The 24,677-nt window shown below is 28.9% G+C and carries 21 protein-coding genes; 1 reads left to right on the plus strand and 20 read right to left on the minus strand.

Going from position 1 to position 24,677, the window contains the following annotated elements; genetic code table 11:
• Nucleotides 1-197, plus strand: a 197-nt coding sequence (locus tag JK636_RS11170) for a hypothetical protein (protein WP_202749061.1), incomplete at its 5' end; no start/stop codon positions are given.
• 376 nt (nucleotides 198-573) lie between these two features.
• Here the strand turns inward: JK636_RS11170 and JK636_RS11175 are convergent.
• The 20 genes from JK636_RS11175 to JK636_RS11270 form a co-directional block, all read right to left on the minus strand.
• Complete coding sequence (locus JK636_RS11175) at nucleotides 574-1,935, minus strand: nucleotide sugar dehydrogenase (RefSeq protein WP_202749069.1); 1,362 nt, start codon at nucleotides 1,933-1,935, stop codon at nucleotides 574-576.
• Between the two features lie 153 nt (nucleotides 1,936-2,088).
• Nucleotides 2,089-3,540, minus strand: coding sequence for an oligosaccharide flippase family protein (locus tag JK636_RS11180; RefSeq protein WP_202749070.1), 1,452 nt, complete (start codon nucleotides 3,538-3,540; stop codon nucleotides 2,089-2,091).
• 14 nt (nucleotides 3,541-3,554) lie between these two features.
• Nucleotides 3,555-4,127: a DapH/DapD/GlmU-related protein gene (locus tag JK636_RS11185; protein WP_202749071.1), complete on the minus strand. Its 573-nt coding sequence runs from the start codon at nucleotides 4,125-4,127 to the stop codon at nucleotides 3,555-3,557.
• Between the two features lie 33 nt (nucleotides 4,128-4,160).
• The gene (locus JK636_RS11190) at nucleotides 4,161-4,802 is read right to left on the minus strand and encodes a CatB-related O-acetyltransferase (protein WP_202749072.1); all 642 of its coding nucleotides are present in this window, start codon (nucleotides 4,800-4,802) and stop codon (nucleotides 4,161-4,163) included.
• Between the two features lie 15 nt (nucleotides 4,803-4,817).
• Nucleotides 4,818-5,990 (minus strand): glycosyltransferase family 4 protein, encoded by a 1,173-nt coding sequence (locus JK636_RS11195; protein ID WP_202749073.1) that lies wholly within the window; start codon nucleotides 5,988-5,990, stop codon nucleotides 4,818-4,820.
• Nucleotides 5,991-6,123: 133 nt separating this feature from the next.
• Nucleotides 6,124-7,290 (minus strand): glycosyltransferase, encoded by a 1,167-nt coding sequence (locus JK636_RS11200; protein ID WP_202749074.1) that lies wholly within the window; start codon nucleotides 7,288-7,290, stop codon nucleotides 6,124-6,126.
• Nucleotides 7,291-7,295: 5 nt separating this feature from the next.
• A complete protein-coding gene (locus JK636_RS11205; protein WP_202749076.1) occupies nucleotides 7,296-8,405 on the minus strand; it encodes a glycosyltransferase in 1,110 nt (369 codons plus the stop codon).
• Nucleotides 8,406-8,416: 11 nt separating this feature from the next.
• Nucleotides 8,417-9,595 (minus strand): hypothetical protein, encoded by a 1,179-nt coding sequence (locus JK636_RS11210; protein WP_202749078.1) that lies wholly within the window; start codon nucleotides 9,593-9,595, stop codon nucleotides 8,417-8,419.
• 10 nt (nucleotides 9,596-9,605) lie between these two features.
• The gene (locus JK636_RS11215; RefSeq protein ID WP_202749080.1) at nucleotides 9,606-10,706 is read right to left on the minus strand and encodes a glycosyltransferase; all 1,101 of its coding nucleotides are present in this window, start codon (nucleotides 10,704-10,706) and stop codon (nucleotides 9,606-9,608) included.
• Nucleotides 10,707-10,825: 119 nt separating this feature from the next.
• Complete coding sequence (locus JK636_RS11220; protein ID WP_202749081.1) at nucleotides 10,826-12,070, minus strand: glycosyltransferase family 4 protein; 1,245 nt, start codon at nucleotides 12,068-12,070, stop codon at nucleotides 10,826-10,828.
• 11 nt (nucleotides 12,071-12,081) lie between these two features.
• Nucleotides 12,082-13,011: a GDP-L-fucose synthase family protein gene (locus tag JK636_RS11225; protein WP_202749082.1), complete on the minus strand. Its 930-nt coding sequence runs from the start codon at nucleotides 13,009-13,011 to the stop codon at nucleotides 12,082-12,084.
• Between the two features lie 109 nt (nucleotides 13,012-13,120).
• The gene (gmd, locus tag JK636_RS11230) at nucleotides 13,121-14,203 is read right to left on the minus strand and encodes a GDP-mannose 4,6-dehydratase (protein WP_202749083.1); all 1,083 of its coding nucleotides are present in this window, start codon (nucleotides 14,201-14,203) and stop codon (nucleotides 13,121-13,123) included.
• A 35-nt stretch (nucleotides 14,204-14,238) separates the two neighbouring features.
• Nucleotides 14,239-15,285, minus strand: coding sequence for a mannose-1-phosphate guanylyltransferase (locus JK636_RS11235; RefSeq protein WP_202749084.1), 1,047 nt, complete (start codon nucleotides 15,283-15,285; stop codon nucleotides 14,239-14,241).
• A 12-nt stretch (nucleotides 15,286-15,297) separates the two neighbouring features.
• Nucleotides 15,298-15,966 carry a sugar transferase gene (locus JK636_RS11240; RefSeq protein WP_202749086.1) on the minus strand — a complete coding sequence of 223 codons (669 nt, stop codon included), beginning with the start codon at nucleotides 15,964-15,966 and terminating at the stop codon, nucleotides 15,298-15,300.
• Between the two features lie 44 nt (nucleotides 15,967-16,010).
• On the minus strand, nucleotides 16,011-16,733 hold the full coding sequence (locus JK636_RS11245) for a GntR family transcriptional regulator (protein ID WP_202749087.1): 723 nt from the start codon (nucleotides 16,731-16,733) through the stop codon (nucleotides 16,011-16,013).
• A 289-nt stretch (nucleotides 16,734-17,022) separates the two neighbouring features.
• Entirely contained in the window at nucleotides 17,023-20,043 is a 3,021-nt protein-coding gene (locus JK636_RS11250) for a triple tyrosine motif-containing protein (protein WP_202749088.1), read from the minus strand.
• A gap of 179 nt (nucleotides 20,044-20,222) precedes the next feature.
• Nucleotides 20,223-21,653, minus strand: a complete 1,431-nt coding sequence (locus JK636_RS11255) for a flippase (protein WP_202749089.1) — start codon at nucleotides 21,651-21,653, stop codon at nucleotides 20,223-20,225.
• Nucleotides 21,650-22,753 carry a UDP-galactopyranose mutase gene (gene glf / locus JK636_RS11260; protein ID WP_202749090.1) on the minus strand — a complete coding sequence of 368 codons (1,104 nt, stop codon included), beginning with the start codon at nucleotides 22,751-22,753 and terminating at the stop codon, nucleotides 21,650-21,652. Before glf ends, JK636_RS11255 begins: the two co-directional genes overlap by 4 nt.
• Nucleotides 22,754-22,782: 29 nt before the next feature.
• Nucleotides 22,783-23,682, minus strand: coding sequence for a glycosyltransferase family 2 protein (locus JK636_RS11265; protein WP_202749091.1), 900 nt, complete (start codon nucleotides 23,680-23,682; stop codon nucleotides 22,783-22,785).
• Nucleotides 23,682-24,677 carry a glycosyltransferase gene (locus tag JK636_RS11270; RefSeq protein WP_202749092.1) on the minus strand — a complete coding sequence of 332 codons (996 nt, stop codon included), beginning with the start codon at nucleotides 24,675-24,677 and terminating at the stop codon, nucleotides 23,682-23,684. Before JK636_RS11270 ends, JK636_RS11265 begins: the two co-directional genes overlap by 1 nt.

Raw genomic sequence — 24,677 nt, forward strand, 5'->3', positions numbered from 1 at the left:
CTGACGTTTACATTGACGGTGTATTAGATGCTAATGTTGATTTATATTCGGCTACTGAGCAAACTAAAACAACTGTTTATCAAAAGTCTGGTTTAACTAATGCTCTGCATACTATTAAAATTGTTGCTACCGGACAGAAGAATCCTTCTTCTTCTAATACCATAGTTATTTTTGATGCTTTTGGTATTAACTATTAATACTTAAAAGTTTAATTACAATTAAAATATTATAAATGCCAAAAGACTATAGAATTATTTTTTCTATAGTCTTTTGGCATTTATATTTGATTCCACATAGCCACTTTATTGTTTGTTGTAAAACAAAAATCCCAGTAATTGCAGAAGAAAATTTTCCAGTACTTTTGCCAATCAGGAAGAGATTTTAAATATTGCATTGAAGGATAGTAAGGGCGAATCTTTAAGTGAGGCGTTAGCGAACCCTTGATGCTATCGTTCAATGCAATTATAATGGTGTAAACTGCTGGCATACTTTCCAGTTATAATTCTGCAAAAACAGGGAATTTAACTTTGCAGAAAACACATTTTATAATGAAATACTATACGAAATATATAATTACAGTCTCCAGTAAATATATCCTTTTTCAATAGCTTGCTTACTTTCATAAATCCCTTTCACATCAATTAATACATTGTTTCTCTGTTCACTTAATTCCTTTGTTGCGGCTACTTCTTCAAAATCTTGGCATTTATTTGAATATAATTTGCCTATTTGTTCTATATCTAACACTTTAAATTTATCATGAGATACAGCAAAAATAACACCATCAAGATCTCTCAATTCTTCTAGTTCACATAATTTAATTCCATACTCATGTAATACTTCATCTTTGTTAACAATTGGATCATAAACCTTAACTATTACTCCGTATTCTTGAAGCTCAGTTATAATATCTATTACTTTTGAGTTTCTGATATCAGGGCAATTTTCTTTAAATGTTATTCCCATAACTGCAACTATAGCACCTTTAATAGTTTTGCCTGCTTGTATAAGTTTCTTTATTGTATTTTCAGCTATATACTTGCCTATACTATCATTCACCCTTCTGCCTGCTGAAATTACTTGTGATTGATACCCTAACTGTTTTGCCCTATAGATTAGGTAATAAGGGTCTACCCCTATACAATGACCTCCAACTAAACCTGGATTAAGATTAATAAAATTCCATTTAGTACCTGCTGCTTCTAAGACTGCTTTTGTGTCAATGCCCATTTTATTAAATATAATGGAAAGCTCATTTATAAAAGCAATATTTATATCTCTTTGAGAATTTTCTATAACTTTAGCAGCTTCCGCTACTTTAATACTATCTGCCCTATGAACTCCTGCAGCTATTATCAATTCATATATTTTTGCAACTTCATCTAGTGTTTCATTGTCCATTCCTGATACAACTTTAACTATTTTATCAATAGTATGGACCTTATCTCCTGGATTAATTCTTTCTGGTGAGTACCCAATTTTAAAGTCTACTCCACACTTTAAACCTGATTCCTTTTCTAGTACTGGTAAACATATTTCTTCAGTAACCCCTGGATAAACAGTAGATTCAAATACAACTATTGATCCATTTTTAAGATTTCTTCCTACAATTTCTGATGCCCCTATAATTGGTGTCAGATCTGGAGTTGTATCCTTATTAATTGGTGTTGGAACCGCTACAATGTAGAACTTAGCCTCTTTTAACTTACTTGGATTACTAGTAAACTCTACAGTAGTTGTTTTTAACTTTTCATCTCCCACTTCATTTGTTATATCATGTCCATTTTTATATTGTTCTACTTTTGAAGCATTGATATCAAAACCTATTACACTAACCTTTTCTGCAAAAGAAACTGCTAATGGCATTCCAACATACCCTAGCCCTATAACGGCAATCTTTTCTTGTCCCTCAATAATCTTATTATATAAACTCATAATAATCCTCCTAAAATTATTTACCACTTCTTTATTACACTCTGTAACTTTAATAAAATTATAACTTTAATATCCATGTTATTTTTACTGCTTGTACCTATAATAAAAACATCAAATCAACATATTTTATGAAGTAGATTTTCAAATTTGTTTTTATTTAGCTCTTACTATATTTTTAGCTCTATTTATACAATAATTTAAAATCTCATCATTAACTTTTATACTTATATATATGAAAGTTATACCACATGAAATTATAAGCATTCCCAATCCTAGTACAGTATTATTAAAGAAAAATACATAATAAACTATGAACAAAGGTATATTTATTAGAGTTGCTATTACAATAGCTCTAACAAAGTCTTTAATAGGAAATGTATCTTTTATCTTTACGTTAAGAACCTTAGATATTTGGTAATTTTGTAATAATACCATTAAATGCGTGCTTATCACTGTAGCTAATACTATACCTAAACTTCCAATTAATTTTCCTAGAATAAAATTTAAAATTATATTGGATAATAATGACAAAACTGAATTTAAAGTATATATTTTATTCTTGCCAGATGCAAGAAAAATTGAACCATAAACAAAAATTCTATTAAGTGTATTGAATTGATATAGCACAAAATACACCAAGCAGTCTAAATATTGTCTTGAATATAAAAATATAATAAAAGACTTTGAAAAAAACATAGTTGCAACAGTTATTGAAATAATTATTGGAATCATTGTACGACCAGCTTTATTCCATACCTTAAGTAATTCATCATACTTATTTTCATCATAGTGTTTTTTCATAACTGGTGTAAGTATAGTGAATAATGACGCAGCTGCAAATGTAACAAAAGGTATTTCAAAGGTAGCATTTGTAATTTTTACGAATGCTTCTTTTCCTAACAAATTTGAAGCAATTACCTTGTCCAGATTTAGATTTAGCGTTCCAATAATGGAAGAAAGACCTATCGGAATCCCAAAAACTAAAATATCTTTTACTGAAGTAAAATCAATAACCTTATAGTTAATTTTATTTTTGATAACAAAAATAATAAATAATATACTTTTAAATAACTCTCTTCCTATATATACAATTAGGATATTATTAATGTTTAACCCTAAAAAATATAAAATACTTAATGAAGCCATATATATTAAATTTGGAATAACAATAGAAAACGAAAGTAACTTTGACTTATTATACGCTACATAAAAATTCTCGGTAGTTGAATTAACAAATGTTAATATTAGCATTATCATAAAATATATTTTATATGAAAAGAATATATCAGACTTTATCATTTTACTTATAAAAAATACTAACGGATTACTAAGAAATATAATAGCAAGCACCATTAATATTATAGCTACATATGCATTTGTAAGGTATTTTTCTCTCATACCTCCAGATAAATAATATAATATCGAGTTGGGCAACCCAACAGATATAATAGCTATTATCATGTTAAGCCCAGTTATAATAAATCTATAATTTGCATAATCATTTACTAAAAGACCTCTTGAAACTATTGTTATACTCAACAGTGTTATACTTAAATTAATTATTTTTGCGAGGAAAAATATAACGGACTTTTCTTTATTACTCATCTAGTAATTCCCCTTTATTTTATCATTTTTATGATTTTTGCTGGATTTCCAGCAATAACACAGTTTCCATCTGGAAAGCTTTTTGTTACTACAGAACCTGCGCCAACTATTGTATTGTTTCCCAAATTAACTCCTGGCAGCAGAACTGAATTCATCCCAATCCAACATTTCTCTCCTATAATTATATCTTCACCTAGATCATGTTTGTCTAATTCTAAAAAATTATGGTTAGCAGTAATAAGTCCTACATTAGGAGCTATAAAACTACCTTTTCCTATTATTATTTTCCCATTAAAATTTTGAAAGTAAGTACCTTTGTTTTGAAAATTATGAAGATCATCTATTTCAAAAATAATATTTTCAGGACAACTTATTGAGATAAATGGGCTTACAGGCCATGGTATATGAGAATTTATTCTAAATACTTTTTGCCATATCAAAGATTTCCATGCCCATTTAAATCCTGCTATACTTTCCTCAAAATATCGTCCTTGCAAATATTTGCAGTTGTAAAACAAACTTAATATAAAACGAGATATTTTCACATATAAAAACTTAAGCACTCTCTTTACTTTAACTTTAATCATATAAGAATCTCCTTATATAAATATAAATAATGCCTATAATTGATTAATAACATCTTCAATATTACTGGTGAATTCCAATTTAGATAGCACATCTAAATCTTTCTCCCACCATCTACTATTAATTAACTTTTTCATCACATCTTCATTAAATCTCATTTTAATGATTTTTGCAGGAACGCCCCCAACAATAGAATAATCCACCACATCTTTTGTTACTACGCTTCCAGCCCCAATTATGGCTCCATTGCCAACTTTTACACCATTCATTATTAAAACATTCTCACCAATCCAAACGTCATTTCCTATAATTGCAGGTAAATCTTCTTTTCTATAATCATAACTATCAACATTAACTAATCCTCTGCTTTTTGAATAAAATATTGGACTTGTAGATAAAAATTGTTTTGGATGATTTCCAATTCCTATCGAAACATTTCTTGCAATTGAACAAAATCTTCCAATGATTTTACAGTGATTGATAAATGCATTTTCACCAATTGCTGTACCTCTGCCTATGAAAACTCCATTTGATATCTTACATTCAGCACCAATAACAATATAATCCTCTAACACTACATCTTTTGATAAATATGATAATGATGTATTGTTATTTTTTTTTAGTTTTACTTTCATAAAAGTATTTATATATAAAGTTCTAATTAAATTCCCCAGCATACCAAATTTTTCTCCTCATTTTTTGAAATTGATACTAACTTCTTCATAATATTCAAGGTACTTTTTTGTGATTTCTTCAATACGAAAGTTATTATATACATAATTAAATCCACTAGTTGAATACTTGTCCCATAACTCTGAATCTGTTAATATTCTTATTGTTTTTTCTTTGACATCATCTATATCATCAACATTTACTAACATACCTGCTTCACCATAATTAAGCAGCCATGGAACTGCTCCTGAATCCACCCCACCAATTACTGGTAGCTTTTGAGCCATTGCCTCTAATAAAACTCCACCAAAAGATTCTTCTCTAGATAAGTGAATCAATAAATCAGAATTTCTGCATACTTCCATAACTTTTTGATAGTCTAAATATCCAACAAAGTTTACATTTTCACAACAATTATTCTCTTGTGCCCAATGATGTGCTTTTTCATTTCTACCATTTTCTTTTCCAATTAGTGATAAGGTTGCTTGAGGTAAATCTTTATTTATCTCTTTAAAAAACCTTAATATATTTTTTACATTCTTCACATTATCAAATCCATTATTTATCGCAATAATTTTAGGTCTCGTCAAATTTAGGCTCTTATCATTGTTATTAAAAGAAGCAGAATTTAATCCATTTGGTATAACTTTTACATCTAAATTTGGCCTTTTACTTTTCAGCTTTTTAGCTATATACTCTGAATTAGATGAAAAAAACCTTCCCTTATAAACCGTGTACCTATCTAATATTAATCTTTTCAATATAACCGGACTTGGATTCAATGCAAATATTCTGGGTCCCCAATCCCTAACAGTTATTATAGAGTTTAAATTATATTTTATTGCTGGTAACGCAAACTCATAAGTCCAATGTGCATTTAGAATATCCATCTTCTCTTTTTTCATGCACTCAAATAAAAATTCCCTTTCATTAAGATAAAAATCAAATTTTTTAACTATTGATTTTTTCCTATATGGACCAACATAAATTGTAAGATTTTCCCCTTTAAGTAATCTAGGTTTAGTTATTTCTCTATCCAGAGTAAACACTACAACCTGATTATTTTCCTTTATAAATTCCTTAACCAACCTTGTAATAATAGGTGATCTTAATCCCTCTATATCACAATCACCATCATAAATATACTCTTTTAACTCATTAATTGTAATTGGGGCGGATATACCTATTCTCAATTTACTATCTCCTTTTTTAATTTAAATTATATCTTCATTAGCATAATAGTTCTAAATCCTTATATAAAATATTCTTAGTTAATAATTCTAATATAACTTAGTTTTACTTATATATACTTTACATATCGTCTTATTATCTCAGATTATCAATTATTTCAAAAAGCTTCATCTTTTCTTGATCCCAGTTAAACTCATTAATATGTTTATCTGTATTTTTTTTCTTCATTTCATTCATTAATTCTAGATTTGATGTAGCCTCTTTTATTTTCTGAGCTAAGTCTTTCTCATCACCACTTCTATATACAAATCCTATATCATTTTCCTCAACAAACCTTTTTAATGGAATGGCATCTGTTGTTATTACAATCAATCCATACGCCATATATTCATAAATTTTATTTGCCATAGTTGTATCAGTCATATTAACCTTCATATGAGGTACAATTCCTATGTCAAACTTTGCAACATATTTTATTATATCTTTGTACTCTAATCTTCCAGTGAAGTGAATTCGATTATCTAATTTTAATTCCTCAGCCTCATCCTTTAATTTGTCTGCATCTCGCCCATCCCCTATAATTGTTAGCTCATAATTATTACTTAAATATTTTAAACTTCTAATTGCAGTACTTACCCCTCTTAATTTATCATCTTCTAATGCGCCTATATAACAGATGTTAAAAATATTAGGGTTAATTTTTTGCTTTAATATCTGATTCTTAATTTTGTATGGTACATTATAAATTTCGTCCATTTTAGCGTCAACATTTTCTAGCTTTTCTTTTATTCTATTTGTATTTTCTTCAATTACATTAATTGTGAAATCTGCATTCTTAACACAATAATTTTCTAGATTTTCGAAATATCCACCCTTGTCTAAAAGCCTAAAAACTACATTATCATACTTCTCGAAAAATCTTATAAACTCGGGATAATTTTCCGCATTATCAAAAATCACAGGAATGTTTCTCTTTTTAGAAGACTTAATAACCAATTTAGCCAATGGTAAATTTCTAACAATTACACATTTAGGGTTTATCTCGTTCATCATGCTATTTACAAAACTATGCCAAAATGCGTTTAAATGAAAAGGCTCACTTATTATTTTTATCTTAGATAACTTAATTGGAAATCTATGAACGTAAATATCCTTAGCTAAACTTTCACTTTCTATATTTAAATTCTTATTTCTACATATTAAATGTACTTCGTATTTTTCACTTAATGTAATTAAGAATTTTTCAATACGTATATCCCATGGATAATTGTCCTGATAAACTAGCATTATTTTATCTTTCATCTTAGTTACCTCTCAACAAGCATGTTTTCATAACTTTTAACTAATGTTGTAAAGTTTGATTCTCTTTTATATATTGTTTGATTTTTTAAATATCTATCCTTTATATTTTCATAGTTACTCAATGCATTATCAATTTTAATAGATAAATCTTTTATATTTTCACATTCATATAACACACCTAAATCGTACTGCTTAACAGTCCATCCAACTTGGCCTAAGTCAGGTGCAATTAAGACTTTATTATGATTAATACATTCTGTCAAAATTCCACTTTGTCCACCGAATATTTTTCTATATGGAATTACAATAATATCGGCACTTTCAAAATAATTATATACTTCATCATCAGATATATACTCTAACTTTAAGATACTTTCACAATTTAATTTATTGATTTCTTCAACTATAAACTCTTTTTTAAAGTATTCCTCTTTACCGGCTACTATTAGATTAAAATCACTTTTAACACTTTTTAATGATTCTAGGAGTATATCAACTCCTTTGTCATATCTTGTTCCTCCAAAATATAGAATATTCAGTTTACCATTGTTCAATAGTTTTATCTCTTCATCTTCTTTCCTCGTAAATTCCATGATAGGATAATTAGCAACAAATACATTATTTTCATATTCACTACCTAATCTATCAACTAACTCTTTTTTTATATACTCTCCATGAACTAATATCCTTAAGGTGTTCTTTTTCATAAATTTTCTAATCATATAATATTTTAGTTTCTGATTAGGTATCCAATGTAGTGTCGCTGTTATCGGAATATTACGATTGTAAAAGCAAATAAATAATGGAATAATAATTTGATCTAATGTAAAAAAATGTATTCCCCTAGCGCATTTATTTTTATATAATTTTATTACCTTATCAAATACACTTATAAAACTAAATATCCTCTTATACTTATTATTTGTAATTGATTTTACCTGTGTATAATTAGCATTTATTGCTTGCAAGTAATCTTTTTGAGAATTATTTAACTCTGTCGTAATATAATTTACATTATATATTTTATTAATCTCATTAATAATGTTTGAATTATAGAACCAGTGATGACCTTCATTTAAATAATCAAAAAATATAATTTTATTCTTATTTTCCATTAATACCCCCATCAATCTAATACCATTATTTTTTTATCGAGTAGCACTGACATGTTTAAAGTCATAAAATAAACAACATACTGTGGCATTAACATAGCTGAGTCAAATAATAGCAATAGGAATGTTAAAATTAGAAATATATAACTTCTTTTGCTTAAATATTTTAAGTAATTACAGAAATATCTTAAATATAATATAAGACCAATAATTCCAAACGTACATAATAAATAGATTAAAGTGCTCATATACTCTGCTCTTTCACTTAAATGTATATCGAGAAAATTATATGTTGTATAATTCTGTACATTTGCAAAACCAACTCCAAATATTTTTTTTATTAATGGGAGCTGCTTATATATATCAACTCCTGCAAGAAACCTACCATTTAATGACCCTAAACTTTTTAATCTGTATATTGTGTCAGATATTAATTGAATTTTTGGTAAAACAACTATAGCTATTATAATGGGTATACTTCCTATTATTATCCTATTAATTTTAGTTATATTAATTATAAAATAATATCCCCAACAAACAAAAGTAAAAATAAATCCAAAATTTGATGTTGAAAGTACAAGACCTAAAGTGAGTAATATCGAAACTTTCAAATTACATTTAATTATTAAATTGAAAGCTAGAATTGGAGCTAAATAAATTGCATACCATGATGATTCTAAGAAAAGTGAGGCTGGTCGATATAAAATTCCACTAGCATATAACGATGCCTGTTCAATCCACATTTTATTTTTAATAGTTATTGCTCCAATATCTTTGGCAAATATATAATGCAGTACTAACTGTAAAAATAAATAGAGTGTAAATATAGTTGCTAGCTTTGTATATATATCAAAAAACTTTTTAGAATCTATCCTTTTAAACAAAAAAATTAAAAGGATACTATGATATGCTAATCTTATAAAACTCTTTATAAACTCTATTGAATCAAAATAGTTTGTTCCTGCAATTTTATAGAATATTAGCGTGAGTAAAGCAAAGAGTAAAAATAAAATATTTCCTCTGTTAATACTATTAATAGTATTATTCTCAAACTTAATTTTATTTTTTAGCAAGTATATTATGAATGCCATGAGTAAAAATACTTCTCCAATCGATACCGGAAAATTTAAAAATTGATATGCATGCATTATAGGTAGTAATAAAATTGCATATATAAGTAACTTATCTATCATAGATTCTCCTTCATTTACCAACATAAATTTTTTCATGTTTCTCTATCATATTGCACAATTCAAACTTTTGTAAATTATTTATATTATCTATCTTTTTTAATTTAATTATTTTTTCAACACCATTAATTATCTCATCTACATTTTTAGGATTAATATATATTTTATTTTTATAATTATCCAAAATCTCTCCAACTCCACCAACATTAGTTGCAACAATCGGCACATCAAGAATACTTGCTTCTAAAATTGATAATGGTAGTCCCTCTGATAAGGACGGACTTACAAATACTTCAGACAACTTCAAATATGGATATACATTATCTTTGTGTCCACACATTTTAATCTTACTAGCTAATTTTAGTTCATTAATTTTATTTATAATACTTTCTCTATACTCACCATCACCAACTATAATTAGCCTAAATAAGTCATCAATCTTAATTAACCGTTTAAAAGCTTCAAGTAAATAATCCAAGCCCTTTATTGGATCTAATCTTCCAATGAAAGTAATATATTTAAATTGATTTTCCTTTTTTTCTCTTTCTAGCTGAATTGCAAGATCATCTTTTATATTTGACAGTAAAGTAATTTCTCTAAAATTCACTCCATTATAAATCACTTTATTGCTTTTTTTCCTAATACACAACTTTTCAAATATATTTAAAGTTCTTTTAACCTCATTACTCACAAATATTATCTTTTTAGAAAGAATAATGGAGAATAAATTTAGTATCTTATGTTTAAAGCTACGATCTTTCGTTAGTCTGTGTATTGTGATAACTGGTGTTACTTTTTTTATTCTTCCTGCTAGAGTCCCAAAAAATTTTGCTACTACACCATGAGAATGAATAATATTGATTTTATGTTCTTCTAATAAATTACACAGTTGTTTAAATACTTTTAATGTAAACTTGTTTTCGCCATCTAATTGTAATATTTCAATATTATTCAATGTTAGTATCTCTTTAAATCTTTTACTATCTTCTTCCTTCCACCATAGACATACATATATTTTAAATTGTTCCCTATTAATATTTTTTGCCAAGTTTATTACTACTTTTTCTCCTCCTCCCATTCCTCCTCGCCATAAAAAATACATTATGTTTTTCATTATTTTCCTCCATATAATTAGTGACAAATAATAAAGTACTGTTTTTTTATATTGGAACTGTAATTACTTTAATAAATGAATTTATTCGCTTATATATTACCAGCAATCCAATACCGTTTCTATCCTAAATTATCGATTAATTTCCTATACTTATGAATTGAATTTGATTTATTATAATTTGATTCTATCAGTTTTCTACCGTTATTTCCCACTTCCTTTATTTCGTTGATATCACTATTAATAAAATAATTTATTGTTTCGTATATGGCTTTGTAATCTCCGGGCTCACAACATATACCACAATTAGCTTCCTCAATAATATTCCTTGCCTCTGAATCATTTTCTAATATACCTAACACAGGCTTACCGCTTGCCATTACTCCATAAATCTTACTAGGTACTGATATCCCCTTTATCCCTTTTGCATTTGTTACAATATGAATATCAGCAGCATTAAGAGAATATATAAGATCATTTTTATCTTGATAAGGTATAAATCTTATATTTGCAATATGATTTTCTTTAACATAATTAACTAATGTTTGCTTTAATGTTCCATCACCAATAAATGCAAAAATCACATTTTCTTTATCCTTAAATCTTCCTATAACTTTTATTATATTTTCAAGATCGTAATAAAGCCCAATATTCCCTGAATACATGAAAACAAATTTATCACCTAAACCATATTTCTCTCTGAATTGGGTAACAAATTCGTTTTTGTCTGGTAATGGATAAATTTCTTTTTCGTCAATCCAGTTATTAATTACAATATTACTAGGAACTTTTTTATTTTCGAACCTTTTGTTAAGAGTTTGCTGCATATCTCGTCCCACGATTACAATCATATCAGAATGGCTACAACTAAACTTATCTAACATTTTTGCAATACTAAGCAGCAGCTTACTCTTAGCATAAGATACTGCTTCAGACTGCTCTGGATTGAAATCTTGAATATTATATATAAATTTTGCATGATTAATTAGCTTACCAATAAAGCCACTTATTCCTCCAAGAATAGGAGGCTGCGAAATACTAAAAATAACATCTTGTCTATCAATTTTAAATGTAGCATATATAGCATTAAAAAAGTATGTTACGATATTTTTAATTCTGCTAATTTTATTTTTTTTATCAAATTCGGGTACCCTAACTCTTATTAATTTTATATTTTGGTATTTTTCTTCAAATATTCTTTTTCTCCTATAGAATTCTTCTACCTTTCCATTATAACTAGGAACTACACAAATAACTGTAATCTCAAAATCATTTTGTAATTCTGTACTTAGTTCTGTTATTAATTGCCCGGTAGAAGCTACGTCAGGATAAAAGTAATGAGCGTATATCAGCAACTTTTTTTTCATCCAAATTACTCCTATTTAATATTCTCAACGAACCAGCTATATGCATATCTTATTCCATCAACTAATTCTACTTTATGTCTCCATCCAAGATTATGCAGCTTACTCACATCAGTTAGCTTTCTTGGAGTACCGTCAGGCATTTTAGGGTTAAATACCAAATCGCCTTCGAACTCTACTACTTCTTTAATCAATTTGGCCAGTTCACCAATTGAAACCTCTTCACCAGTTCCTATGTTCACATGCTCTTCTCCATCATATTTTTCCATAAGAAATACACATGCATCCGCCATATCATCAACATATAAAAACTCTCTTAACGGAGTTCCCGTACCCCATATCTCAACTTGAGAAAGATTCTTTTCTTTTGCTTCATGGAACTTCCTTATCAGTGCAGGCATTACGTGTGAACTGCTTAAATCGAAATTATCGTTTGGTCCATAAAGATTTGTTGGCATACAGCTTATAAAATTATCGTTATATTGTCTTTTGAAAAATTTGCACATTTCAAGTCCTGCTATCTTAGCTATTGCATATGCTTCATTAGTTGGTTCCAAATATCCTGATAATAGATATTCTTCTTTAATAGGTTGAGGTGCCATTTTAGGGTAAATACATGTACTTCCTAAAAACAAGAGCTTTTTAACACTATAGTCATGGGCAGCCCTTATTATATTATTCTGAATCTGTAAATTATCATATATAAAGTCTGCTGGATAAGTATTATTAGCATTTATTCCTCCTACCTTAGCTGCTGCCAAAAAAACGAACTCTGGTTTTTCAAATTTAAAAAACTCTCTTACAGCTTGTTGATTAGTTAAATCTAATTCTGAATGAGTTCTTGCTATAATATTTCTATATCCTTTTTCATATAAATTTCTTACTATTGCTGACCCAACAAGTCCTCTATGACCTGCCACATATATTTTACTATTCTTATCCAATAGTATCACTCCCTTTAGATAATAATTAATACAATTCTTCTAAATATTTTTTAAAGCAATCTCGACGCTAAGAACGGTTCAGAGATTGCTTTATCTAATTTAATTTATATTACATTGTTGTTGCAGCCTCAGCCTTTTCAAGAAATTCTGAGATATAAACACCAGTAATTTCTTTCATATCTGCATCTACCATCATTCTTACAAGAGACGAAAAATCAACTTTTCTCCTCCAACCCAACTCTTTTTCAGCCTTTGAGCTATCTCCCCATAAGAGCTCAACTTCTGCTGGTCTGAAGTATTTAGGATTTACATCTACAAGAACTCGTCCTGTAGTCTTATCTATTCCTTTTTCATCTACTCCAGTGCCCTTCCACTCTATTTCGATGCCTACTTCTCTAAATGCAAGCTCAACAAACTCTCTAACAGTATGAGTTTCGTTAGTGGCAAGAACATAATCTTGTGGTTTTTCCTGTTGAAGTATTAGCCACATTCCTTCTACATAGTCGCCTGCGAATCCCCAGTCTCTCTTAGCATCAAGGTTTCCAAGTGAAAGTTTTTCCTGCTTTCCAGCCATTATACTTGCAACTGCTCTTGTTATTTTCCTTGTAACGAAAGTTTCACCTCTTCTTGGCGATTCATGATTGAATAATATTCCATTGCAAGCAAATAGATTGTAGGACTCTCTATAATTAACTGTTATCCAATATGAATATAATTTTGCAACCCCGTATGGGCTCTTTGGATAAAATGGTGTTTTTTCACTTTGCGGAGCTGTATCAGGAAGCCCGCCAAATAGTTCAGATGTTGAAGCCTGATAAAATTTGCACTTTACCCCGCTTTCTCTTATAGCATCTAATAGTCTTATAGTCCCCACACCTGTTGCTTCCGCTGTATATTCAGGCACTTCAAATGAAACTGCAACATGAGATTGTGCTGCTAAGTTATATATTTCGTCCGGCTGAATTTTTTCTATTAATCTATTTAAATTGCTTGAATCAGTTAAGTCCCCATAGTGTAAAAATAATGTTTTATTGCCTATTTCTTTATTTTCAAACAGATGGTCTATTCTCTTTGTATTAATAGTACTATGTCTTCTTATAATTCCGTGTACCTCGTATCCCTTTTCTAGTAAAAGTTCAGCTAAATATGAACCATCTTGTCCAGTAATTCCAGTAATAAGTGCTTTCTTCATTTGAAAATCTCCTTTTTGGCTATATATTAATTTAATTAAGAAATTAAGTCCTTAGCAATTTTTATTTCCTGCTCCCTGTCTTTTGAGGATACTAAAATATAATCATCTGTTTCAACTATAATAAGATTATCTATATTATTTAAAAGTACTTTTTTGTTTGTAACAACAATATTCCCTGATGAGTTATAAAAGTAGCTGTTACCATTTTTTACATTATCATTATTGTCCCTTTTACTATATCTTTCTATACTACTCCAGTTACCTACATCATCCCATCCAAAATCACCTGGAATAACATAAATATCTTTAGCATTTTCCATTATTCCATAATCTACAGAAATCCCTTGAACTTCATTATATTTTTTTTCAAGATTTTCCTCAAAATGCTCTTCCTTAGTTGCAGCAATTTCACTTAGTATATTATAAGTTTCATTTAAATACTCTCTTGTTAAATTTAGAATATTATCTGCTTTCCAAATAAACATTCCACCATTCCATAAGTACTGCCCACTACTTAAATACTCTTTAGCTTTTTCTAAATTAGGTTTTTCTACAAATGCTTCAACAGAAATTATTTGCGAACTATTAACTTCTATTTTATTTCCTGAATATTTTATATATCCATATCCTGTTTCAGGTCTATCTGGAGTCATACCTATAGTAACGATTGCCTTGGGTTTTTCCTTAATAAATTTGTCCGCATCAGCCAGCACTTGGATAAATTTCTCTTCATCTTTAATTAAATGATCTGAAGGCAATACGGCTATGTTCGCATCTTGGTAATATTTCTTTATTATAAACGCTGATAATGCAATACACGGAGCAGTATTTTTACCTACAGGCTCCACAATAATATTCCTATCTGGTAGGTTGGGTAACTGTTCTTTTACAAGACTTACATATTGCTTAGCTGTAACAACAAAAATTCTTTCTATAGGAAGTAACTTCTCAACTCTCTTCACAGTCATTTGAATCATTGTATTTTCACCTAACAGCTTTAAAAATTGCTTTGGTTTTTCTTCTGTAGATAGAGGCCAAAATCTAGTTCCTTTTCCTCCAGCCATTATTAAAGCGCATAACATAATTAGTCCCTCCTACATAGCATTCTTATCTCCAAACAATACAAAAACCGTTCTAAATATAAGCTTTATGTCTAGCCAGATACTTCTTTCCTTTATATATCTTATATCAAGCTCAATCCATTCCTCAAAATCTATATTATTTCTTCCCATAACCTGCCAGTAACATGTAAGCCCAGGCTTAGCTAAAAGCTTTTGCTTTTGGTACTCATTGAACTTTCTTACCTCTCTTGGTAAATTTGGCCTTGGTCCGACCAGTGACATATCCCCTTTTAAAACATTAAAAAGCTGGGGCAGTTCATCTATGCTTGTCTTTCTGATAAACCTACCTACCTTAGTAATTCTAGGGTCTTCTTTCATTTTAAACATAGGTCCAGACATTTCATTTTTGTCCTTGAGCTTGTTTAATAATTCTTCTGCATTTTGAACCATTGATCTGAACTTATACATTTTAAACATCTTACCGTTAAATCCAACTCGTTCTTGTCCAAAAATTATAGGGCCTTTTGATTCAAGCTTTATAGCTATTGCTGTTATTATAAGTACAGGACTTAATACTATGATTCCTAAAATTGCTCCTAAAATATCAATAATACTTTTAAAAATATAATAGTTTTTACTCTTTTTATACTCATCTTTGTATTCAATACTTATAATAACATTATCGTTTACTGTTTCGCTCATTTCCTTACCCCCAACACTCATTTTAAAGAACGTTTATCTAAACACTATTTAAGTTCCACTGAAAACCTAAACTTATCGCTTCTTATTATACATTTTCTATATTCGACCGGTATTTCATTTTCTGCATATGTAGTTCTCTCTGTCATAAACAGAGGAGTATTGACTTCTACATTTAATGCCATTGAATAAATTTCATCGGCCACTATGGGGTCTAAATATTCCTTTGCATTAGCTAATTTTATTTGATATTTATTTTCCAAAAGATCGTAAATTGTAGTTTTCTTTAAGTGCTCTGCCTTTATATCTGAAACTATTTTTTTAGGTAAATATGACATTTGAATAACTACAGGTATTCCTTCTAGCTTTCTTATTATTCTTACATTAACAACCTTTTCATCTTCCTCTAACATAAGGCTTTTTCTAATATTATTATCTGGTAGTAATGTAACAATTTCTACAATCTCATTTTCAAGACTATACCCTGTTTCTTCGGTATTCATTCCAAGGCTATATATATTATTTAAATTCTGTACAATTTTAGGACGATTTACAAAAGAACCTTTTCCTTTTTCTGTCCTTATAATCCCCTCATCCTTAAGTTTTTTAATAGCATTTCTGACTGTAACCCTTGTTACATTAAACTCTTCAGCTAATTCATTTTCAGAAGGCAGTATTTCATTAGGCTTGTACATCATCGAGTCAATTCTATTTCTAAGTTCATTATATATTTGTAAATAATAGGGTATGTAACTATCCTTACTAAACAACAGACTCACCCCTAACTGTATACTTGTCTATACATGATTATAACATAAAAATACTTTTTCAGACATATATATCTTTATAAAAATTCGCTAAAATTTTCTATAATTTTAGGTATCAACATGCTTTATTACAAAAGATAACTTTCTCTTACATAAGATATCAAATTTATTTAATAGTTTCAAACAGTTTCGTGTTGTAAATTGTAAACAAATGTGATGTATTTCGACAAAAGAATTTCATCATAAAAAAAGACAGGATTCCTATAAGAATACCTGTCCACTTTATATTAACTTAAGACGAAAAATAATCATTGATAATCTGAGCTATTTTTTGAGCTTTCTTTTGCTGTTCGCTTGCATCAGCACATCTCTGCGCTTCGGCTTGATTTGATAAAAATCCCTCTTCTATCAAAACTGCCGGCATATTTGTATTCACAGTTACAAACAGGTTATGATCATGAGCGTTAAGATTATTATAACCTAAAGAACTTGACAGTCCTGCTGCAAGTTTGATAGCCAAATCACGGCTTTTTAGCGCAGCATCCGATGGAGTTGTATCGATGTTAACATCGCTATACCATCCATTTGGGTCATTTCCATTTGGATTAACACCATCTGTGTCTATTCCAGGCTTATAAGTACTATAGTGTGTGCTTATACCTGTTCTGGATGTGCTTGAATTTACATCATGATGCAGACTAATAAATAAATCAGCATTTGCATTATTAGCTATGTTAGCTCTCTTTTGAAGGCTTGTCTTTGCATCTTCTTTACTTCTGTCGTTCTCATCTCTAGTTAATATAATGCTATAGCCTAATTTCTCTAATTCACCCTTAAGCTTTAATGCCATTTGCATATTTAAGTCTCTTTCAGAATATATTATATCCGGATACTTGCCATATGCACCGTCATCTCCACCATAGTTGTGACCAGGATCTATAACTATAAGTTTACTTTGTTTTACAACTATGTTTATTCCTTTATCCTCGTCATAACCTTTGTTACTGTATTGATCCTTTACATGTATTACAATTTGATATCGTCCTGGTTTTGTAGGCGTCCAGTTAAATGTCCCAATTTCACTATAATCTTTTATTATTGTCCATTCACCTGTATCCATATTTCCTAGCCAATATCTGTATAAAGCTTTATTTGGTGATATTGCTGTAGATGAAAGCTGAATAGGTTTATTTGTGTATACTTCTGGACTTATATTTACACCTGTAATACTTGCACTTGGAAATACATTTATATTTATTTCTCTATCATCATCATAGCCTTTTAGGCTATATTGATCTTTAGTATGTATTACGATTTGATATCGTCCTGGTTTTGTAGGTGTCCAGTTAAATGTCCCAATTTCACTATAATCTTTTATTATTGTCCATTCACCTGTATCCATATTTCCTAGCCAATATCTATACAATACTTTATTAGGTCCTGATGCGGTTGTAATTAATTGTGCAGATTTATTTGTATAAAATTCCTGACCTATATTAACTCCGGTTATTTTTGCAGTTGGTAAAGCTACAACTATATCCACTCCCCTATCATCATCATAACCTTTATTACTATACTGATCCTTTACATGTAATACAATTTGATATCGTCCTGGCTTTGTTGGGGTCCAGTTAAATGTCCTACTTTCGCTATAATCTTTTATTATTGTCCATTCACCTGTATCTTTATTACCTAGCCAATATCTATATAAAACCTTATTGGGTGATGTTGTTGCAGCTGAAAGCTGAATAGGTGTATTTGTGTATGCTTCTGAATTTACAATTATATTAGTAATACTTGCACTTGGCAATACATTTATATTTATTCCTCTATCATCATCGTAGCCTTTATTACTATATTGATCCTTTACATGTATTACAATTTGATATCGTCCTGGTTTTGTTGGGGTCCAGCTAAATGTTCCACTTTCACTATAGTCTTTTATTATTGTCCATTCACCTGTATCCTTATTACCTAGCCAATATCTATATAAAGCTTTGTTTGGAGCTGTTGCTGTTGTAGTTAGTTGTGCAGGTTTGTTTGTGTAAAATTCCTGTCCTACATTAGTTCCGATTATTTTTCCAGCTAATGAAGTCACAACTAAATCTATTCCTCTATCATCATCATAGCCCTCATTACTATACTGATCCTTTACATGTAATACAACTTGATATCGTCCTGGTTTTGTTGGGGTCCAGCTAAATGTTCCACTTTCACTATAGTCTTTTATTATTGTCCATTCACCTGTATCCTTATTACCTAGCCAATATCTGTATAAAACTTTATGAGGTGCTGTTGCAACAGCTGATAAACTAACTGACTTATCAGTAAAAACTTCATTTGGCACACTAAAGCTACTAATTTTGGCTGTTGGTTTATCAACTTTGATACTGATTATTTTATTAACTCTGTTTACAATATCATAACCATAATTCTGATCGCTAGCCCATCCCACTCCGTTAGGATTTTCATTTATACCAAGCCACTCTACATATGGAGCTTTTCCTCTAAGCCATTCTCCATACCTTGGGTCTACTATTGCTAATTTAATAGGAGAAGTAGAAGCATAGCACTTAAGATGCTGAATAACAGCTCTTATACCTGTCCTTATATCAGGAAAGCTTGCACCTGTTACACTTCCTCCAGTAGCTCCTAAACCAGCAAAATTATTCTGTTCCTCTTTAACAATACCTGTAAACTTTAAATAATTAGTTTCTTTCATCATTTGTGCGAAAGCTAAATCAGCTCTTACACCTTCTATAGAAGCTTCATCTAGTATTATAGACACAAAGCTATCTATATATGTTGAATCTTTTATATTGTTATTTTGCTGAAGATCTTTTATCATTTGATCTTTTGAGGCAATAGTTTGTCCCATAATCGCAGTTCTTTGATTTTTTATATCTAACTTCAAGATACCAAAAATACTGCTAGATATTTTATCATTAAGCACTATTTTAATTTCATGTATACCGTCATTATAGGCTCTGGTATTTAGATTAACTCTAAACCCGCTATTTAAAGCATTAGGATATTGAGCATACTTCTGTTGTATATCTTGCCTTTCAACTCCATAAATTGCTTGTCCTACAATTTTGCTGTCTACATAAACATCTATACTTTGTATAGTATTACTGCTTAATGCATATCCATTGATTTCTATAGTGCCTGTTTGCAATGATAGGTTTACAGGATTATCAATAGTAAGAATTGCCGGCAGCTGATCAGCCTTAACAAAACTTGTAAAATTAAGAATAATATAAGCAAACACAATTAGAATTACAGTTGATATTTTTTTAAATTTCCCTACCATTAACCTCCCCCTAAAAATTTATTTAGAAGCTATAATTATTTTTACTATAATTAATAACTTCTAAATTAAATTATAATAAATTATTTATATATATACAATCACAAATTATATTTCTCGTATAATTTATACAAAAAAATACTTATTTCTTTGTTACTTTTAGTAACACATATAATATAAAATTACCTAGAGAAGCTTTTAATTATTTTCATAAATAAACTTTTATTAAATTCAGATTTTACTATAAAAAGCACTGAAATATAAATTACAGCTCCCAATACTATTTGGATAAATGTTGTTCTTATAGACACACCTAATATGCTGCCTAAGTACTTTACACTAATCATCATAATCAAAGCAGCCATTATATACTTAATAAAATCACTTAAAATTACTGATATTTTAACTTCATTTCTTATTAAAAACAACTGAACAACAGTAACGAATATTTCTGCTATCAATGTAGATATAGCTGCTCCAATTGAGTAAAAACTATTTATTAAAAATATATTTAATAAAAGATTAACTATTGCTCCGGAAGTTACAGATAAAGTAAATTCATTAGTCTTCCCTGTAGGAATCATATATTGTATTCCGATTACGTTACTCAATGATATAAAAATAAGTATAGGGCTTAATATTATTATTAATTCAATACATTTATTGAATTCATCTCCAAAAAACCACGGAACAAATTGTGCAGAGATACCAATCAGTCCAAAAGTTATAGGTATAGAAAGATAAGATACAAAATTTAACGACTTGATAATATAGTCTTTGACTTTATTAATGTCTCCCTTAGCAAAAGTATTCGATATTCTTGGCAGCATAACAGTACCCGTCGCTGTTAAAACTGCAAGCGACATTTTAACTATTTTATCCGCATTCTCATATAGTCCTACTTCAGTTTTGTTTGCCATCCATCCCAGCATCGATTTATTTAGCACTAGATATATTTGAATCGCTATCTGAGGAATAAAAAGCTTAAATGATGGCATAAAATGCTTTTTTATTTCATTGAAGTCAAAAACATATTTGTCAACAATCTTTCCTACATATGTCCACAATACAATTTGTCCTAGTAATACAGAAAAGGCTAATATAAAAGTATATAACCACAGGTCACTTCGTTGTTTTACAAATAAAAATATGCTTATAACGCTTAAGGTCTTTACAATTAAATTTCTGGTTACAGTTTTCTTGAAGTCTTCAATACCTGAAAATAACCAAGTAACATCTATTGCTGCAGCAAGTATATTTACTGATTGTATTAATAAAATTATTTTATTATCTTTTGCTAATACAGAAATAAATACAATATACAATACATAAGCAAATAGTGACATGATAATCTGTAATGAAAAAATACTCCAAAAGGTATTAGTTATTTTTTTTCTATCATCTCGAATATAGGCAATACTTTTGCTTCCATATAATGATATACCTATGGTTCCCAATAAAATAAAATATTGAACAATTGAATTAGTGTAGGCATTTATACCTACACCTTCCGCTCCTAAAACTCTAGAAATATATGGCACCGTTATCAGAGGAATAATAAGATTAGCTATCTGATATATTACATTATACACATAGTTTTTAGCGACGCTCATTTATCCTGTCTCCCGATTTGAGTCTTAAATACATCTAATGCTCTTTTTACTACTGCATCCATATCATAATATTTGTATTCTGCTAAACGTCCTATAAAAATCACATTACTTAGTGTATCACATTCTTTTTTGTAAAGTTTATATTGTTCTGCACAGTCATTTGTTGGATATGGATAATAAGGTTCACCATCCCATGTTGGGTATTCTCTAACTATAGTTGTCTTACTGGACTCTTGGCCTGTTAACTTCTTAAACTCTGTTATTCTTGTAAAATCGTAGTCATTTGGATAGTTTATTACTGATGCTTCTTGATAGGACTCAGAATTTAATGTCTCAAATTCAAATCTTAACGCTCTATACTTTAGTTTGCCATGTTTAAAATCAAAAAAGCTATCTACCTGACCTGTATATATTAACTTCTCATAATTTATATCATTGATAACATCTTTATAATCCGTATTTAACAATATATGGATATTAGGATTATCAAGTATCTTCTCACACATCTTAGTATATCCAAACTTTGGCATACCTTGATATTTATTGGTAAAATAACGTGTATCTCTATTATACCTTACTGGTATTCTTGATATTACTGATTTATCAAGTTCATCAGGGTATACATCCCATTGTTTTTTTGTATAATTCTTAAAAAACTTTTCATATATATCAGTTCCAGCTTTACTTAATACAACATCCTCGGAGTTTTTAATCTCATCTATTTTTAAAGCTTGATTGCTTAAAAACTCCTCCACCTGAAAATTAGATAAATTTAAATTATATAGCTTATTAATAGTTTCAGTGGTTATTGGCATTGGAATAAGCTGTCCATCAATATAAGTTAATACCCTATGTTGATAGTGATACCATTTTGTAAATCTACTTAAATATTCCCATACTTCCTTGGAATTTGTATGAAAAATATGGGGTCCATATTTATGTATAAGAATTCCATCTTCATTATAATAGTCATAACAATTCCCGCCAATATGGTTTCTTTTTTCTATTATCAGTACCTTTTCATTAAGTTCCGTAGCAATTCTTTCTGCAGTTGTAATTCCAGCTAGTCCTGCACCTACTATTACATATTTAAAATTCATATTTTCAACTCCTCAATAAATTAGATATTTTATTTTTCGGGATATTCTATTCTAGGGTTAAAAAATATACCATTGAACATTCCTTTAAAAATAACCTTTATTTTGTTGAATCTATAGTTATTTTTTGTAAACGTCAATAATAATATATTTTTTGTAAACAAATAAAAATATTTTAGTACTTCCTTTGTTCCTCGTTTCTTAGCAATATATAATCTGTTTCTATAATCGTAAAAATATCTGTCAATTCTATTTTTATCTTCATGGAAAATACTTATTCCAGTATTTTGACCCATCTTATGAATTACTTTGCTATCTTCTACAAGATACGCCTCATAACTTTTGGTAACTCTATGCGTATATTCTGCGTCATCTCCCCAAATAAAAAACTCTTTTATTGGAAATCCGATACTCTTTATTATATCTCTTTTAAATAAGACAGAAACAAAGGATGTACCTTTTAATTTTATAAGACCTTTATCTAAAAAGTTATTCCAATAATAATCTAACGCTGGAATATTCATTAGACATCCGGTATTATCCTTCCAAACAACATTACTACATAAAAATCCCCAATTCTTAATTTCATCTAAATCACCTGCATCAACTAGATATTGAAGTGCCTCTTCATCCGGGATTGTATCATCGTCCATTAGCCAGATATAATCCTGTTTACTATCATAGGCAGCTTTTATACCCTCGTAAAATCCACCGGCACCTCCTATATTTTTTTCCATATTAATTACATATAATATCTCATATTTACTTTTCATATCTTCTAACATTTCACTTGTTCCATCATTGCTGCAATTATTTATAATAATTATTTTAGATAACTTATACTTCTGACCGATTAAGGCATCTATACATTCTTTCAGCAGTTCTTTCCTATTATAGGTAACTATAACAGCACATACACTAGGCACATTCATTATTTATCACCCTTACCTATCTGTTTTATTTTTTCTATAAAAAGTTTAGTTCTGATTTTTTGAGCTCTAATAAAAGTTTCTCGGTAATATTGAGAGATTAGTATTGAATATATTTTCATTACAATCCATCTTAAATACTTTTCATTTTCTCTATATAAATTTGAATTGGCAACAACTTGATTAGCCTTAATATATTCATTTTCATATTTTTCATCATTCTGAACGTATTTTAATATATCTAAGTTTTTATTATTTAATAAATTTCTTTTTTGAATAATAGAATTTTTATATAAGTTCCCAATAGACTTAGTAACCTTAAACTGAAATATTTCATTAGATCTTGAAATACTATTTTTTCTTAACCTATATTTAAACAAAACCTTATTAATATTTGCCAGTACAAATCCATTGAGAATTAATCTGCACACTAAATCGTAGTCCTCAGCATATTTAATTTCTCTATACCCATTTATTTTTTCATTTAATATAACGCTTTTTTTAAACATAATTGTTGGATGAAAGAAGCAATTTGTATATTTAAGCATTTCCTTTATTAAATTAATATCATAATAAAAAATCCCAGAATATCTTAAATTTTTTCCATCCTCATCCATATACATCATATTTGTCCCAACTAAATCGATATTAGGATTATTTAGCATAAAGTTTAATTGCTCTTCTATTCTATCAGGATAAGAAAAATCATCTGCATCCATTCTCGCTATATATTGTCCTCTTGAAATGTTCATAGCTTTATTTAGACTACCTACAAGTCCTAAATTTTTTTCATTCGCTGAGTAAACAATTCTACTATCTTTTGAACAATAATCTAAGATGATATTTTCCAATATTTTATTCTCAGGATTATCTAATATTATTATAAACTCAATATTGTTATAGGTTTGATTTAGAATTGATTCAATTGCTTCCTTAAGCCATTCTTCTTTTTCATTATAACAGCTCATAACAATTGAAATAAGTGGATTATTAATCAT

Origin of the sequence: Clostridium rhizosphaerae, assembly GCF_016765585.1 — a bacterium.
GTDB classification, from domain to species: domain Bacteria; phylum Bacillota; class Clostridia; order Clostridiales; family Clostridiaceae; genus Clostridium_AT; species Clostridium_AT rhizosphaerae.